At 69.2% G+C, this 15,864-nt stretch carries 10 protein-coding genes and 1 pseudogene; 3 read left to right on the forward strand and 8 right to left on the reverse strand.

Going from position 1 to position 15,864, the window contains the following annotated elements; all coding sequences use genetic code 11:
- Nucleotides 1-95: 95 nt before the first annotated feature.
- The 3 genes from QK440_RS31830 to QK440_RS31840 are packed head-to-tail and all read right to left on the reverse strand — an operon-like array spanning nucleotide 96 to nucleotide 4,568.
- A complete protein-coding gene (locus QK440_RS31830) occupies nucleotides 96-2,960 on the reverse strand; it encodes an amino acid adenylation domain-containing protein (protein ID WP_282796711.1) in 2,865 nt (954 codons plus the stop codon).
- A gap of 32 nt (nucleotides 2,961-2,992) precedes the next feature.
- Complete coding sequence (locus QK440_RS31835; RefSeq protein WP_282796712.1) at nucleotides 2,993-3,817, reverse strand: SDR family NAD(P)-dependent oxidoreductase; 825 nt, start codon at nucleotides 3,815-3,817, stop codon at nucleotides 2,993-2,995.
- Nucleotides 3,804-4,568 (reverse strand): thioesterase domain-containing protein, encoded by a 765-nt coding sequence (locus tag QK440_RS31840; RefSeq protein ID WP_282796713.1) that lies wholly within the window; start codon nucleotides 4,566-4,568, stop codon nucleotides 3,804-3,806. The genes QK440_RS31835 and QK440_RS31840 overlap by 14 nt, the downstream gene beginning before the upstream one ends.
- A gap of 561 nt (nucleotides 4,569-5,129) precedes the next feature.
- On the opposite strand from QK440_RS31840, the gene QK440_RS31845 reads away from it, so the two are divergent.
- The 3 genes from QK440_RS31845 (at nucleotide 5,130) to QK440_RS31855 (ending at nucleotide 10,475) form a co-directional block, all read left to right on the forward strand.
- Complete coding sequence (locus QK440_RS31845) at nucleotides 5,130-5,345, forward strand: MbtH family protein (protein WP_282796714.1); 216 nt, start codon at nucleotides 5,130-5,132, stop codon at nucleotides 5,343-5,345.
- A gap of 506 nt (nucleotides 5,346-5,851) precedes the next feature.
- Nucleotides 5,852-9,661, forward strand: a complete 3,810-nt coding sequence (locus tag QK440_RS31850) for an amino acid adenylation domain-containing protein (RefSeq protein WP_282796715.1) — start codon at nucleotides 5,852-5,854, stop codon at nucleotides 9,659-9,661.
- 79 nt (nucleotides 9,662-9,740) lie between these two features.
- Entirely contained in the window at nucleotides 9,741-10,475 is a 735-nt protein-coding gene (locus QK440_RS31855) for an alpha/beta fold hydrolase (RefSeq protein ID WP_282796716.1), read from the forward strand.
- Between the two features lie 349 nt (nucleotides 10,476-10,824).
- Here the strand turns inward: QK440_RS31855 and QK440_RS31860 are convergent.
- The 5 genes and pseudogenes from QK440_RS31860 to QK440_RS31880 all read right to left on the reverse strand — a co-directional run bounded on the left by QK440_RS31860 (nucleotide 10,825) and on the right by QK440_RS31880 (nucleotide 15,861).
- Nucleotides 10,825-11,662 (reverse strand): annotated as a pseudogene (locus QK440_RS31860) (IS5 family transposase).
- A 770-nt stretch (nucleotides 11,663-12,432) separates the two neighbouring features.
- Nucleotides 12,433-13,326, reverse strand: a complete 894-nt coding sequence (locus QK440_RS31865; RefSeq protein WP_282796717.1) for a 3-hydroxyacyl-CoA dehydrogenase family protein — start codon at nucleotides 13,324-13,326, stop codon at nucleotides 12,433-12,435.
- Nucleotides 13,327-13,346: 20 nt separating this feature from the next.
- Entirely contained in the window at nucleotides 13,347-14,405 is a 1,059-nt protein-coding gene (locus tag QK440_RS31870; RefSeq protein ID WP_282796718.1) for an HAD-IIIC family phosphatase, read from the reverse strand.
- Between the two features lie 17 nt (nucleotides 14,406-14,422).
- Nucleotides 14,423-15,580, reverse strand: a complete 1,158-nt coding sequence (locus QK440_RS31875; protein WP_282796719.1) for an acyl-CoA dehydrogenase family protein — start codon at nucleotides 15,578-15,580, stop codon at nucleotides 14,423-14,425.
- Nucleotides 15,577-15,861 (reverse strand): acyl carrier protein, encoded by a 285-nt coding sequence (locus QK440_RS31880; RefSeq protein ID WP_282796720.1) that lies wholly within the window; start codon nucleotides 15,859-15,861, stop codon nucleotides 15,577-15,579. The genes QK440_RS31875 and QK440_RS31880 overlap by 4 nt, the downstream gene beginning before the upstream one ends.
- Nucleotides 15,862-15,864: the final 3 nt, after the last annotated feature.

Below are 15,864 nucleotides of genomic sequence, written 5' to 3' on the forward strand. Positions count from 1 at the left end.
GAAAAAATGACGACTCCGCGCGGCACTCCCGGGTCTCGGGAGGCCGCGCGGGTCCGGGCACGCGGCCGACCACCTGTGGGCGGTCGGCCACTGGGTCATAGACCGGAGTGCTCGTCCGGCTCTGCGCTGGCCGCGCTGTCGGTGAGGAGCGCGCTCACCTCGGCCGCCGTCGGGTACAGGTACAGCTCCCGCAGGGTCACCGCGGGCAGCCCAGCCCTGCGCAGCGCGCCGGCCAGGCGCACCGCGAGCAGCGAGTTGCCGCCGGAGACGAAGAAGTCGTCGTGGGGACCGATGTCCTTGCCGAGGACCTCGCGCCACACCCGCAGCACCGGGTCGTCCGCCGCCTGTCCGGCTTCGGGACCGGCCGGCGGGGCGCCCGGCTTGAGCCTGCTTACGTCCACCTTGCCGTTGACCGTCAGCGGCAGCTCGGCGAGCAGCGTGAACGTGGCCGGCACCATGTAGTCCGGAAGGTAGCGCGCCGCCCGCTGCCGGATCTCCTCCACGGACACGGCGTCGTGCCTCGGCACCAGGTAGGCCTCCAGGCGGACGTCGGCCGCGTCGCCGTCGTGGTCGTTGAGGACAACGGCGGCGGCGGTGACATTCTGATCTTCCAGCAGGACCGAGCGGATCTCGTCGAGCTCGATGCGGAAGCCGCGCACCTTGACCTGGCCGTCGATCCGGCCGAGGTGGTCCAGGCGCCCGTCCGGGCGCAGCCTGCCCAGGTCACCGCTGCGGTAGACCCGCTCTCCTGTGACCGGGTCGGACACGAACCGGGCGGCGGTCAGTTCCTCCTGGTTCAGGTAGTGGCTGGCCACGCCAGCGCCACCGACGTAGATCTCGCCGGGCACCCCGAACGGCTGGACGCGGCCCTCGTTGTCGCGCACGGACACCGACCAGCCCGGCAACGCCCGGCCGACCGAGCGAGACTTGGCGCCGACGTCCAGCGGCGTGACCGTCTGACGGGTGACGTGCACGGTGGTCTCGGTGATGCCGAACATGTTGACCACCCGGCACCGGGTGTGCGGATGCCTGCGGAACCAGTCCTGCAACATCCGCACGTCCAGGGGCTCACCTCCGAAGATCACCAGACGCACCGCGAGGTCGCCGGAGCGCTCCGCGTCGACCTCCTTCAGCGTGGCGAACGCGGACGGGGTCTGGTTCAGGACGGTGACCCGGTGCCGTACCAGCAGGTCGTGGAAGTCCTCGGGGACGCGGGAAACGAAGTACGGCACCACGACCAGGTGCCCGCCGGTCAGCAGCGCGCCCCAGATCTCCCACACCGAGAAGTCGAACGCGCTGGAGTGGAACAGCGCCCAGGTATCCGCCGGTGAGAGCCCGAAGTCGGCCGCGGTTGCCGCGAGCAGCGCGCCGACGTTGCGGTGAGGCACGGCGACACCCTTGGGCCGCCCGGTGGAGCCGGACGTGTAGATCACGTAGGCGATGTCGTCCGCGCTGACGCTCAGGTCCGCAGTCGGTGCGCCGTCGGCGGGGGACAGCTCGCTGGGGTGCATCACCGTCACCCCGTCCACCGCGGGGAAGTCCGCCGTGGAGGAGAGCACCAGCCGGGCGCCCGCGTCGGTCACTGTGTGGATCAGCCGTTCCGCCGGGTAGGCGATGTCCATCGGCACATAGGTGGCGCCTGCCTTGAGCACGCCGAGCAGCGTGACCACCAGGCCGGCGTCACGGTCGAGGCACACCCCGACCCGGTCTCCGGGCGCCACCCCGTGGCCGTGCAGCGCGGCAGCAACCGCGTCGGAACGGGTGTCCAGCTCGCCGTAGGTGAGAGTGCGGTCCGGGTCGGACAGTGCGGGGGCGTCGGGCTGGGCGGCGACCACCTTGCGGAAAAGCTCGTGGATGGGTGCGACCACCGCGTCGCCCCTGGCCGGGGTGCGCCCGGCGGCGACGATGGCGGCGGCCTCATCGGAGTCCACCAGCTCGATGTCACCGACCCGGGCTTCGGCCGGAGCCTGGGCCAGCGCCTCCACGAGGCGGTCGATGTGCCTGGCAAATTGCCCGGCGATCTCCGGGGCCAGCGCGCCCTCGTCGTAGTACAGAGCGCCTCTCAGGGTGCCGTCCGCATCGTGCTGGCACGCCAGCGTCACCGGGAAGAGCGGTGCGAGGACGGGCCGGTAGACGTCCCCTGCGCGGCTCTCCGCCAGCACGACCCCGACCGCGGGCATGCCGGACGGCGGCTCGCTCTCCGTGGCGTCGGGGTGTGCTGAGGCGTCGAGCAGGTCGGTAACGAGCGTAGCGCCCCCGGCCGGAAGTGCGATCGACCGTAGCGTCTCCGCGGCCGACGGGCCCGCGGTGAGCAACGTGAACTCGGCGCGCTCCGTCTGACCGTAGCGGGCCAGCGCGACCGCGGCGGCCGCCACAAGCACCGCAGGTGCCGCAGCGCCCGCGACCGCCGTGGCGGTCAGCGCCACGCTGCCATTCTGTCCCGCCCTGACCGGATCGCCGAGGCCCCACGGCAGACCGGGCGCACCACCCTGGAGCCTCGTGTCGGCCGCCGGTTCGGACAGTGCCACCGGATGCGCCGGATCGGTCAGCGCCGTGGCCAGTTGCTCCAGTGCGCGTCGGTCCACGGCACGGCGGTGGGCCACCAGGACCAGGTCGGCCGCGCCGTCGGCGTAGCCGAGTACGACGGCGCGTGCGATAAGCGGGGAGCCGTTGACGGCGCGGTCAGCCTCCCGGGTGCGGCGCCTGTGGGCAGTCATGTCCTGAGCGTCGACGTCCAGCACCTCGTCGAACAGCCGCAGGCCGCGCAGCACCGGGTGCCGCTTCGTCAGGGCCTTCAGGTTCGCGCGCATCATCACCGCGTCGGTCCCTGCGGGCAGCCGCCTGATGAGGCTGTGGCAGGCACGCGCCGGGTGAGCGTCGAACTCGGCGTGGGCGGCGAGCCAGCCGCTTGGGTGGTCGGCTGCGGGGACCCGCGAGGCCGCTTCGCTGGTGACGGACACACTCACTCCTTTTGATGGGCCGGGGAGAAGGGTCAGCGGGCGGAGAAGCCAGCGTCCACGGGGATCACCGTTCCGGTGACCTTGCGGGAGTCGTCGCCCGCAAGCCAGACCGCAGCACCGGCGACGTCGGCCGGGTCGACCAGCGAATCGGTCGCCACCGACTCCAGGTAGACGGCTTCCTGCTCCTCGTAGCTGATGCCGAGCGCATCGGCGACGACCGCGGTCATCTGGCCGTCCACGGCCGGGTCGTCCCGTACCGGGCCCGGGCACAGCGCGTTGACCCGGATGTTCATCGGCGCGTAGTCCAGCGCGGCGGCCTTGGTCAGGCCGACGAGACCGTGTTTGGAAGCGACGTATCCGGCGAAGTGACGGTAGCCGACGAGGCCGGCCGTCGACGCGACGTTGATGATGCTGCCCGACCTCTGGGCGATCATGATCGGCGCGACCGCCGCGATCAGGTTCAGCGGCCCGGAGAGGTTGACGTCCAGTACTGCCTGCCACTCCTCCTCGGTGAAGTCGTGCGCGGCCTTCCCTGAAGGGGCGCCCACGCCCGCGTTGTTGACCAGGGCGTCGATCCGCCCGAACCGGTCCACCGCGGCCGTGACGGCCGATGCCACGGCGGACCGCGAGCGCACGTCCGCCGTGGCGACCAGCACAGACGCGCCGTTCTTGCGGCACAGCCGTGCGGTCTGCTCCAACTGGTCCGCAGTGCCCAGGGCGTAGGGGATCTCCGGGAGGTCACCGGCGATGTCCATGAGAACGACGTCCGCGCCCTCCTCGGCGGCCCGCACCGCGCAGGCCCGGCCGATTCCCCTGGCTGCGCCCGTGACGATGACCGACTTGTCATGCAGTCCCATGGGGCAGCCCTCCGAACTCGACGCGGTCGGCAGCGATGGTCTTTGAGATCAGTTCGAGCAACGGCAGGGCGTCATCCGACAGATACATGTGCCCTCCGGACAGGCCGACTAGGGAGAAGCGCGCAGTAGTCACTTCCCGCCACTTGGCCACTTCATCACGGGTGACGAACGAGTCGCCCGTGGCATGAACCGCTGTGATCGGGACATCGAGCGGGGCTCCGCCGCGCGGCCGGTATCCTTCATCCATCGCGAAATCCGCGCGCAGTGCCGGTAGGTGGAGTTCGCGTATCTCCGGTACGTCGAAGGCAGGGTACTTGCGCCCAGTGGTCTTCTCGACATGTTCGAGGAATTCGTCGTCGGACATCTTGGACACGTCGCTGACCGGGCCGGCGGACGGCGGGCGCGCCGCGCTGACGAAAAGGTGCACCACCTCATTGCGTGCGTTCTCGCTGATGCGCCGGGTGAGTTCGTAGGCGAGTGCCGCACCGAGGAAGCAGTGCCCGAACAGCGCGACGGGGCCCGTGCCCGCCGCCTCCAACGCGGCTGGGAGCAACCCATCCGCAGCGGCGTGCAAGTCACGGTACGGCTCTTCGTCCAACTGGCGTTCCCGGCCGGGCAACTGCAGCGGCATGGCCACCACCCCGCTCAGCCCCATCCCGTTCCACGGGCGGAAGAAATTCGCTCCACCTCCGGCGAACGGAAGACACAGCAACGGCACCCCGCCGCGCTCCGAAGTCGTCGGCTTGGTCACTGCATTTCCTCCAGGCGGGAACATTCGGGCGGCTCGCAGGTGCCGCCCGAGGCAGACGGATGGGGGACGTCGGGCTGCGCGGAATACTGGCTATTGCGATGGTGTGTGGTCACTCAGCTACTTCACTTGCCTTAGCGGCGCAAGCACAGCACCGCTGCGCGAGGGAACTCGACGGGCGGAGCTCTTTCTACATCTCTCCCCACTGGGGAAACCAGGTGCTGGCGAGCCCAACGCGCAGACCCGCATCGCACCGCGCGCTCTCGGGCGCGCAAGTGGGAGGTGATGAGCTGGACCCGAGTCCGGGCAAGCCCATTCACGGGCTTTGCTTGGTCATGGTGGCACGGAACGTGAGTGGATCACAGGTTCATGCGGACTACCGGGTCCAACAGCGGTACCAACCTTGCCGCGCTGTCGACCGGGTTCTACGGTGGGTCAGCATTTCCAGGTGACTGCGGATGCAACGTGTCCTGTCGACGGGACGACGATCTTCGCACCTGTCCGGCCCTGGCGATGACCGACTCCACCCCAAGTTACTCCTAGTGACGGTTAAGGACGGTTGTAGTGAGCACGAACCCTTTTGATGACGAGGACGGCCGCTTCTACGTCGTGGTCAACGATGAGGAGCAGCACTCCCTGTGGCCGGTGTTCGCCGACGTGCCCTCGGGGTGGCGGGTGGTCTTCGGTGATGCGGCCAGGGGCGAGTGCCTGGAGTACGTCGAGCAGAATTGGACCGACTTGCGCCCGCGGAGCCTGCGGGAGGCCATGGCGGCGAGCTGAACGGTCGGTTGGTTACCCCACCCATCCCTGTTGACGAAGGTGGTGGGGCGCGTCCTGCGCGCACTGCGAGCAGCTACCAGGAGGGGCCGGTGGGCACCAGCCAACGATATTTATCGGGGCGGCTTCGCCCACCAGGCGAAGGTGTCCCGCTTATCGTCGGATGAGGGCTACTGGCTACGTGAGCCAAACAGCTGAAGTGGTCGCGCAATGAACATCACAGGGCGGCCCGTGCCAGTTTGATCGAGCAATCGGACTCAGCCGCTAGCCTCAAGCAGCGGTGACAAGAAGCTCGACTGCTATTCCATAGTGGCTGCAACGCGCGATCCGCCCGTCGACAAGGGCGAGGCTCGAGCGGGAGTACAGCGGCGCCGCCTACCGGTGCACCTCTGACCGCCCGTGATACCCACCCGCAAGATCTTCGACCTGCCGGCAGCGGTCGTGCGCGGAGGAGCCCGCCTCCCCGTCGCCCCGGCCCGCGCAGGATGCTCGTAGAGGAGTAAGAGGCAATGATTCCCCTGTCCTACGCGCAACGCCGTATGTGGGTTCTGCACCGGATGGAGGGCGAGTCGGAGAACTGGAACATGCCGGCGGCCTTCAGGCTGACCGGTTCCCTGGACCAGGTCGCCCTCGCCGCAGCGATCCGAGATGTGGTCGACCGACACGAGGTCTTGCGCACCATCTACGTGATGAATGACGACGGCGAGCTCCACCAGCGGATCCTTCCGACAGCGGAGGTATCGCTTGAGGTGCCGGCGGTTGAGGTGGCGCCCGAGGATGTGTCCGGTGCGGTCGACGAGGCTATGACACAGCGGTTCGACCTGGCGGCCGAGATCCCTATGCGGGTGCGCTTGTTCCGGTGCTCAGCCGAAGAGCACATCCTGGTCTTGGTCGTGCACCACATCGCCGCGGATGGTTCCTCGTTCGCGCCGCTCATACGGGACCTGGCCGCGGCGTACGCCGCCCGCCGGGACGGCCGGGCCCCGCAATGGGAGCCGCTTCCGGTGCAGTACAAGGACTACGCGGTGTGGCACCGCGAGCTGCTCGGCGACGCCACGGACTCGGGCAGCCTCGCCGCGCAGCAGATCGAGTACTGGCGCCGTGAGCTGGCCGGGGTGCCGCAGCCGCTGAACCTGCCGCTGGACCGCCCGCGACCCGCGGAAGCGAGTGGCCGCGGCGCCGTGGTCGACCTCGTGGTGGGGCCGGAAGTGGGGACCGAGCTGCAGAAGCTGGCCGACGAGCACGGGGCGACCATGTCGATGGTCCTGCACGCCGCGCTCTCGGTGCTGCTGTGCAGGATCGGCGGTGGTGAGGACGTGACGATCGGCAGCTCGATCGCCGGACGGACCGACGAGGCGCTGGCCGATCTGGTCGGGTTCTTCGTCAACACCCAGGTGCTGCGCGTGGACCTCTCCGGCGACCCGTCGTTCACCGATCTGCTGGCACAGGTACGGAACAAGGCGCTGGCGGCCTACGAGCACCAGGACGTCCCATTCGACATGCTGGTCGAAGCGATCAATCCCGTACGCTCCGCGGCGTACAACCCGCTGTTCCAGGTGATGCTCGGCCTGCAGAACTATGAGAGGTCGCAGCTCGAACTTCCCGGGCTCACCCTTGAGATCGAGCAGGGCGCCAAGTCGGCCGCCAAGGTCGACCTGTTCTTCAACCTGGTCGTGGAGGACTCCGGGGCGCTGCGCGGCGACCTCTCGTACCCGGTCGAGCTGTTCGACCGGGAAACGGTCGAGGCCCTCGCCACCCGGTTCGTGCGGGTTCTGGAGCAGGTGGTCGCTGATCCGGGCGTGCGCGTCGCAGGTGTCGACGTGCTCACCGCGGGGGAGCGGCAGCACCTCGTGGTAGAGCGGAACGACACCGTCGAGCCGACCCTGGACGGCGGTCTCGTCGCAGCGGTGCGCGAGCGGGTGCGAGCGGCACCGGAGGCGCTCGCCGTCATCGGCGAGGAGGAGTCGCTCACCTACCGGGAGCTGGACGCGCGGTCGAGCAGGCTGGCGCACTGGCTGGTCGACCGAGGCGTGCGGGCTCAGGCGCGGGTCGCCGTGTGCCTGCCTCGGACGGCGGGCCTGGTGGTGGCGCTGCTCGCGGTGCTGAAAGCCGGAGGGGCCGCCGTTCCGATCGATCCGGACGACCCGCGGTCCCGGGTCGACCGCGTCCTTGAGCACGCGGACCCGGTGCTCGTCCTTGACGCCGATGCGCTGGCCGACGCGGACTGCTCGGGGTACCCGGACACGGCGCCGGAGGTGTCGGTCCGGCCCGAGAACACCCAGTACGTGATCTATGTATCGGGGCCGACGGGGGAGCCGCAGGGGGTGGTGGTCCCGCGCGGTGCAGTGGCGAACTCCTTGGCCACGGCGGAGCGCCGGTTCCCGCTCGTGCCGGGGGAGCGGATGCTGTTCAGCACGACCGTGGCGCTCGACGCGGCGAACACCGAGCTGTACCTGCCACTCGTCTGCGGCGCGACCCTGGTAGTGGCGGGCAAGAAGACCATCGCCGACACATCGGCCCTGGCGGAGCTGATGCAGCGCCACTCGGTCACCGTGGTGCACGGCACGCCCTCCTTCTGGCAGACGCTGCTGATGCACGAACCGCACGCCGCGAACGGCCTGCGGATCCTTATCGGCGGCGAGGCCTTGCCGGAACGCCTTGCCGGGATCCTGGCGAAGCAGGCCGCCGAGGTATTCCACGTGTACGGCCCCGCCGAGACGGCGACATGGGGCACCGGGGCACGCATCGTCGTGGGGGCGGGCGTACCGCTCGGACTGCCGGTCGGTAACACCCAGGTGTACGTCCTCGATGGCCGGCTGCGCCCTGTCCCCCGCGGGGTGCCGGGCGAGCTGTACGTCGCCGGGGCGGGGCTGGCCCATGGGTATGCGAGTCAGTCGGAGCTCACCGCGGAGCGGTTCGTGGCGTGCCCGTTCGGTCCTGCCGGCGCGCGGATGTACCGCACCGGGGACCTGGTGCGCTGGGGCGGCAACGGGCAGCTGGAGTACATCGAGCGCACCGATCGCCAGGTGTGGTTCCAGGGCTTCCGCATCGAGCTTGCCGAGATCGAACGGGAGCTGACCAGGCACCCGGGCGTGGCGCGGGCGGCGGTCGTGCCGCGTGAGAACCAGGAGGGCGTCAAGCGCCTCGTGGGCTATGTGGTGCCCGCGTCCGGTGCCGCGACGACCGATGCCGGTGTGCGAACGCTGCTCGCCGAGCTGCCCGAGTACCTGCGAGGGCGCCTCACCGCCGCCATGGTCCCCTCTGCGGTGATTCCGCTCGGGGAGATCCCGCTCACCCCGGACGGCGAGCTCGACCGCGAAGCACTGCCGTCCGAGGACCCGAATACCGCGAACAGCCGAGGGCCGCGCAACGCCCACGAAGAGAAGCTGTGTGCCCTGTTCTGCGAGCTGCTCGGCATCGAGAGCGTCGGTGTCGACGACGACTTCTTCGAACTCGGCGGCCACTCGCTCCTGGCCACCCGGCTCAGCGCCCGCATCCGCGGCGAATTCGACCTCGATGTGCCGCTCAGGGCGATCATAAAGTACCCCACGGTGGCCGAGCTGGCTGCGCTGCTGATCGTCGGCACCCCCGGGGAGGTCGACGACCCGTTCGCCGTCGTGCTGCCGCTGAACAGCGATCCCGGTACGGGCAAGCTCCCGCTGTGGTTTCTCCACGGGGGCGGCGGCCTGGGCTGGGCGTTCTTCAGCTTCGCACTGCACGTGCAGGACCGGCCGGCCTACGCCCTGCAGTCCCGCGGCTGGAACGGCGTGGACAAGCTGACGGGGTCGGTGGAGGAGATGGTCGAGGACTACGTCGACGAGATGGTGAAGGTCCAGCCGGAGGGGCCCTTCCAACTGGTCGGCTGGTCCTACGGAGGCACGGTCGTGCACGCCGTCGCCGAGGCGCTGGACCGCCGTGGGCGGGAGATCGCCTTCGTGGCCATCCTGGACTCCCAGCCGGGCGGGGAGTACTTCGAGAAGCTCCACGCCGAAAGGACGCTGGCGGACTACCGTGAGGAGATCAAGAAGACCTTCGGCCAGTACTTCGGCACCGAGAACCGGCAGCAGCTCGTGGACAGTATGACGAAGATCCTGGCCAACAACGTGGCCATCATGTCGCGCTTCCAACCACCGGTTTACCGCGGTGATGTGGTGTTCTTCAACGCGACTCTTGAGGAGAACTCGTACGCGCACCTGTGGCGGCCGTACGTCCTCGGCTCCATCGAGATACACGACGTGCGCGCCGTGCATCACGAAATGCACATGCCCAGCCCCGCGGCCGAGGTCATGGAGGTCATCAACCGCAAGATGACGGCATGACCGGACACCGGTCTCCCAGTACGAATTCGACGAACCATCGCATGGATGATTGGGGTTGGTCGGGGTGAACGCACCCGACATGTCCGCGGAAGGCGGTGAGCGGAGCACGCTGCTGTGCGTGCCGTTCGCGGGAGCAGGCGCTTCCTTCTTCCACCCGTGGCGGGCGCATGCCGCCGACCGGTGGCGAGTGGTCGCCTTCGAACTGCCCGGCAGGGAACGGCGGATGCTGGAGACGCCGTACCGGAATGTCGTCGAGGCGGCCGCCAAGGAGGTCGACGCCATCGCCGCGACCCTCGATGACGGGGCGCCGGTCGTGCTGTTCGGGCACAGCCTGGGCGCGGTGCTCGCGTACGAGCTGACGCACCTGCTGAGCGCGCGGGGTGTGCCCGTCGAACGACTGGTCGTCAGCGGGTCGCCGGGGCCGTGGACGCAGCGCGAAAGACGAGCGGCGGGGCTCCCGGACGAGGAGTTCCTCGCCCGTGTCGAGGAGTTCGCGGGATTCCGGCACGAGGCTCTCGACCACCCGGAGATGCGCGAGCTGATCCTCCCGGTGCTCCAAGCCGACTGCGAGATGCATGAGAACTACGTGCCGAGCACCGACGAGCCGGTGTCGGTGCCGATATGCTCACTGCGGGGCGACCACGACGGCCTGGTCACCGCGGCAGAGGCGCAGCAGTGGCAGAAGGCGACCACGGGTGCCTTCAGTTATGCAGAACTCCCGGGCGATCACATGTATCTGGTTGACCTCGCCCGGGACGTGCTGGACGTAATCGAGGTGGAGTCCGCACGCGGTCGCGAACATGGTGGAGAGTAGTCGCCTATGGAGTTTGTGCAGCTTCAATGATGTGGCGGAATGCCATGTCAGTGGTCCGCGATGCCGCTTGTGTCGGCCGCTCCGATCCTGCGGCTGACGAGCGATCTGAGGTGTGGATCCAGGCCACGTCGTGCGGCGGCGCTGGTCAGAGCCAGGATGGTCCGGGCCCGGCCGCGCGGGATTTCATGGCTCGACCGCGCGGGCGAGGCGCAGGGGTGCGAACGTTGTCCCAGGTCGGATCTGGGAGCCCTCTGCATCGGTTGTCGCCCCACGGCCCTGTGGAGAGCCCTCGGGCCGACCGCCGTCCGTAACTGAGCTTTTGGTTCGGTGATTGGTGCTTGGTCCCGGGTCAGGTTCCTCGCCCGCTGGGGGTGGTTTCGCCGGTAAGGCGGCGGGCCATGAGGTCGATCATCGCTAGGTGCATCACGGCTTCGGAGCGGTGCGGGCGGGTCTCGTAGTTACGGGCGAGCCTGAAGTAATGCATGGGCCAGCCGATACTGCGTTCGATGGTCCACCGCCGCAGGATGATCGTGCACCCGCGGTGCGGGTGAGCGTTGGACGGGGTGGACGTCGATGCGAGGCGGGAGCCGTGATTGAGGGTGGTGGTGCGGTAGCTGGCGTCGACCCAGGCCTTGCGCACGTGGGGGCGCGGGGTGGCGATGCGGGACAGCAGGGGCACACCGGCCGCGGTGTTTGAGACGCTGGCCGCGGTGACCATGACGGTCAGTAGCAGGCCGAGGGTGTCGCAGCCCAGGTGGCGCTTGCTCCGGGTGATCCGTTTCCCGGCGTCGGTGCCCTGGTCCGGTGAGATGCACGTTGGCGGAGGTCTTGATGGTCTGGGAGTCCGGCACGCAGGCCGAGGGCTCGCTGCTTCGGCCCTCGGTCTCGCGGACCAGGCGCCGCAGCAGGCCGGTGAGCTGCTCGAACACACCGTCGGTCTGCCACTTGGCGAAGTAGCCTTACATCGTGGCCCAGGGCGGGAAGTCGCGTGGCAGATAGCGCCAGGGGATGCCGGTGCGGTCCATGTACAGGATCGCGTTCATGACGGCGCAGAGGTCGTGTTCGGGTGGGCGGCCGATGTCCAGGGCGTCCCGGCGACGCCGGGTCCGCCAGGCGGTGAGCACCGGCTCGATCAGCTGCCAGCGTTCGTCGGACAGGTCGCTGGAATACCGCTCGGATGGGGGCATGTTTCCGACCTACCGCGCGACGCTTGGCCTGGCCGGGGGTAGAGGGGCCCGGGCCGGGGGCGTGTTGGGATGAGACGGAGATGCTGGAACGAAGCAGTGTTCCTATGCCATATCACAGACCGACCAGCCCGGTTGCCCTATTCGGCCTCACTGGGCGTTTCCTCCCAGTTCGAAGCGCCTCCTTAGTCACGGGAGCCTTCTTTCGTCGCTCTGGTGATGCGAAGGCTCCGGTAGGCGGTGAGCGTGTCGGCCGGCGCCGGGCTTCCTGGGGTCAGACAGGAGAAGTCCAGGCAAATTTGGCTGACGCTCTCCTTCATCTGTCTCTCGGGCCACGGGGAGACCTCAAGCTTTCCGCTGCCCCAGCTTGATTGCCAGGCGTGTCGGGATCAAAGACGTTTCCTGCGATGAAACGCTCACTCAGGGCTCGTTTTCATCGGCGAAGTCTGTTTGACTCCAATATGCACCTGTGACAGGACATGCCTAGCTGGGCGATGAGTGCGAAAGGGCTTCGTGAATCGCCAGGGAAGCCCGACTTGCCCGTCTCATCCTGCGAAGCCTGTCTCATTCCAAGACGCGCGTCGGTGTCCCGTTCATGCAGCACAGGCCTACCCGAGATTGACACGCGTGAGACCTGCGTCGAGTTGTGAGGAGCATGAGGCGGCGCAAACCAGGTGAAAACGACCTCTCGGAGCACCGGTCACGTAGAACTGCTACATACTGCAGTGAAGCAGCGCCAAACGCTCAAAGAGCACGCCAGCCCGTCGGTGAGCTCAACTCGCCATGGTGGCGGGCGTATAGCGGTGGAAACCCTGCCCGCTCTTGCGGCCGAGCCTGCCTGCCGCCACCAGGTCGGTGAGCAAGGTGCACGGGGTGAAGCGGGCGTCGCCGGTGAGTTCGTGCAGGACGTGCAGGGTGTCCACGACGGTGTCCAGGCCGATGAGGTCGGCGGTGCGCAGCGGACCCATGGCGTGCCCGAAGCACTCCTGGAACAGGCGGTCCACGGTGGCCGCGTCCGCGGTGCCGGCCTGGACCACGGCGGCCGCGTCGTTGAAGGTGGCGTGCGACAGCCGGTTGGAGACGAACCCGGGTGCGTCGTTCACCACGATGCCCTGCATACCCATGCTCGCGAGGAGGGCGTGTGCGTCGTCGAGGGTCTGCTCGCCGGTGTGCTTGCCGCGGATCATCTCGATGGTGTCCTTGGCGTAGGCGGGGTTCATGAAGTGCATGCCCAGGACGCGGCCGGGATCGTCGACTTGCTCGGCGAGCAGGCCGACCGGGATCGCGGACGTACAGGTGGCGAGCGTGGTGGTGGGGGTGAGCAGGGTGTTGAGGGAGCGGAAGACCTCCTGTTTCACAGGGATGCTCTCGCGGGCGCATTCGACGACGAAGGATGCGCCGCGCAGCTGGGCCAGGTCGGCGCAGAACCGCACCCGCTCCGCCGTGCGTACAGCTCCGTCGGCCGGTGGGCGGCGCATCAAGGTGGCCATGCGCAGCCCGGCGCGCAGTCGGTCGACAGCGGTGGCCAGAGCCTCAGGTACGGGGTCCACCACGGTCACGTCGTGGCCGGCAGCCGCCAGCCGATGGGCGACGCCGACACCCATGGTGCCTGCGCCGATGACGCCGACCGTACGGCGGGGGATGAGGGAAGGGGTGGCGTGGGACACGGGTTCTCCTCGGTCGGCGGTCAGGCCGTGGTGACGACGCGTACCGTACTGTCCTGGACAGGGGGCGGTTGCTCGGGGCCGTAACCGAGCAGGATCCGGGAACCATTGCGCTCGACGATGTCGAAGCCGATGAATCGCAGGTTGACCAGCATCACCCGGTTCACCTCGGTGGGCACGAACTCCGCCAGCGGCCGCCGCCCGGCGGCCAGCGCGTCGCGGACGATGTGGCCGATCAGAGCGGGTCCGATGCCGCGCGACATGACCCTGCAGGACAGCAGCAGCAGCTTCAGCACGCTGTCGGTGCCGGTGAGTTCGCTCAGCGCGAGGCCGATGGTGCCGTACGAGCCGAATCGGTCCTCCAGGCTGGCCACCAGCACCTGGTGTGATCGGGAGGCGCTCAGCTCGCGCAGTTCGGCGATGTCGTAGGTGCGGCCCGTGGTGTTGAGCTGGTGGGTGCGGACGGTGAGTTCGTGGGCCCGCTCGAGATCCGTCTCCGTCGCCCGGCGCACGGTCAGGACCAGGCCGAGGGTGGCCAGGAAGTCCTTCGCGAGTCCGGTGTAGGTGTCCTGGGCGTGCTTGCGGCGCAGTTCGCTGCGGTAGAGGTGGCGGCGGCTGCGGCTCTCGTCGGTGACGAACGGGGGCTGGAAAGGGGGCAGGGTGGGCAGGTCGGCCGCCTGCTCGGCGGCGAGGACGCGTACCGCGGGGTGGGCGGCCGCAACCTCGGCGCGTTCCACGGGGTCGTTGTCGATGAATGCCACGGTGTCGATGCCGATGTTGAGGGCCTCGGCGACGCGGCGCACGGCATCGGACTTGGCGCCCCAGCCTATCTCCAGGACCGTGAACAGCTCCTCGATGCCGAGTGCCCGGAGATGCGCGGTGGCGGTGTCGTGGTCGCCGCGGCTGGCAGCGGCGTGCAGGATGCCGCGCTTGTCGAGGGTGTTCAGCGTGTCGAGGACCTGAGGAAAGGGCCGGGGGGCGTCGCCTTCGAGGACGGTGCCGTTCCATACGGTGTCGTCGAGGTCCCAGACCAGGCACTTAACGGTGGCCGCGGGGGCCTGGGCGGTTGTTTCGGTCTTCATGGCGGTCCCTTCTCGGATCACTGGGCGCTTGCGTCGGCGGGCGCCGGCCGGTACCCGTAGCCGCGCAGCAGCCGCTCGCCGATGTGGAGTTCGGAGACGGACTGCGAGCCCTCGATGAGCTCCATCACCTTGGCGTCCCGGTAGAAGCGGCCCGCCGTGCTGTCCGGCGCGATTCCCGTGGCGCCCAGCACCTGCACGGCCGCCCCGGCCACGAAGGTGGCGGCGCCGGCCGCCGCATACTTGGCGAGGACGGTCTCCGCCATGGCCGACGGGTCTCCCTCCTGCCGCAGTCGGCCCGCTCGGGCGCAGAGTTCGCGGGCGGCCGTGGCCTGCACCGTGGCGCGGGCGAGTTCGGCGCGTACGAGCTGATGGTCGGCCAGCGGCACATCCCGCTGGAGGCGCTGCACCGCGTGGCCGGCCGCGGCGTGGAGGCAGGCCTCGGCCATGCCGACGCAGCCCCATGCCACGGTGTAGCGCCCGTGATCGAGGGCCGTGCCCATGATGTGGGTGAGCCCCGTGCCGGGCGGGCCGATCAGGTGATCCCGCGGTACCCGCACCGAGTCGAAGCCGAGATGGGCGATCTCGGCCGCCCGCATGCCCAGCTGGCCCTCTACGGGTTCCCGGCGTACGCCCGTGCGGTCCCCCTCGACCAGTACCGCCGACAGCCGCCCCGCCAGCCGGCCCAGGACGAGAAAGACATCGGCCGTCCCGCCGAAGGTGATCCACATCTTGCGGCCGGTGACCACCAGGTCGTCGCCGGTCTCGGCGATCTCCGTCTGCACGCCGGCCAGGTCGGTGCCGGCCGCCGCCTCCGTCGCGGCGAAGCCGGCGAACCGGTCCCCGCAGGCCAGCGGCGGCAGCCACTGTTCGCGCTGGGTCGCGGTGCCCCAGCGCAGCAGCGCGGCAGCGACCATCTCCTGCACGGTGAGCAGTCCGCGCAGCGCGCTGCACACCCCACCGAGCTCGGCGCAGACCTCGCCCAGCTCGGTCGGTCCCGCGCCCGAGCCGCCGTAGCGCTCGGGCAAAGCGACCCCGAAGAGTCCGGCCTGGGCGACGGCTTTGCGTACCCGCTCGGGGAGGGTGCACAGGCGGTCCCACTCGGCGGCCTCGCTTTTGAGGGCGGCGGCGAGTTCCGCGGCGGCTGGCGGGCCCGCGCGTCCGGAGGCCTGCGTCATGACGTCAGCGCACCCCCTCGGGCCTGGACGAAGGCGAGGATGTTCGCGGCCGTACGGAAGTTGTCGATGGCGAGGTCCTCGACCTCCACCGTCAGCTGGAAGCGGTGTTCCACGAAGGTGACGAGTTCGAGGGCGAAGAGCGAGTTGGCGAGGCCGGTGGCGAAGTAGTCGTCGTGAGGGCCGACCTCGGTGCCGAGCGCGCGGGCCAGGAAGTCCAGGATGTCCTCGACCGCGGCCTGTGCGGGCGGTGCTTCGGATGCTGTTGCGGGTGGCCTTGTCATGGG

Origin of the sequence: Streptomyces sp. CC224B (genome assembly GCF_030010595.1) — a bacterium.
In the GTDB taxonomy this organism is placed as follows: domain Bacteria; phylum Actinomycetota; class Actinomycetes; order Streptomycetales; family Streptomycetaceae; genus Streptomyces; species Streptomyces longispororuber.

Bases quoted from the DNA above. Each gene is read 5' to 3' on its own strand.
- QK440_RS31835 (WP_282796712.1), bottom strand. From the start codon at position 3,817: ATGGGACTGCATGACAAGTCGGTCATCGTCACGGGCGCAGCCAGGGGA.
- QK440_RS31850 (WP_282796715.1), top strand. From the start codon at position 5,852: ATGATTCCCCTGTCCTACGCGCAACGCCGTATGTGGGTTCTGCACCGG.
- QK440_RS31855 (WP_282796716.1), top strand. From the start codon at position 9,741: ATGTCCGCGGAAGGCGGTGAGCGGAGCACGCTGCTGTGCGTGCCGTTC.
- QK440_RS31875 (WP_282796719.1), bottom strand. From the start codon at position 15,580: ATGACGCAGGCCTCCGGACGCGCGGGCCCGCCAGCCGCCGCGGAACTC.
- QK440_RS31880 (WP_282796720.1), bottom strand. From the start codon at position 15,861: ATGACAAGGCCACCCGCAACAGCATCCGAAGCACCGCCCGCACAGGCC.
- QK440_RS31870 (WP_282796718.1), bottom strand. From the start codon at position 14,405: ATGAAGACCGAAACAACCGCCCAGGCCCCCGCGGCCACCGTTAAGTGC.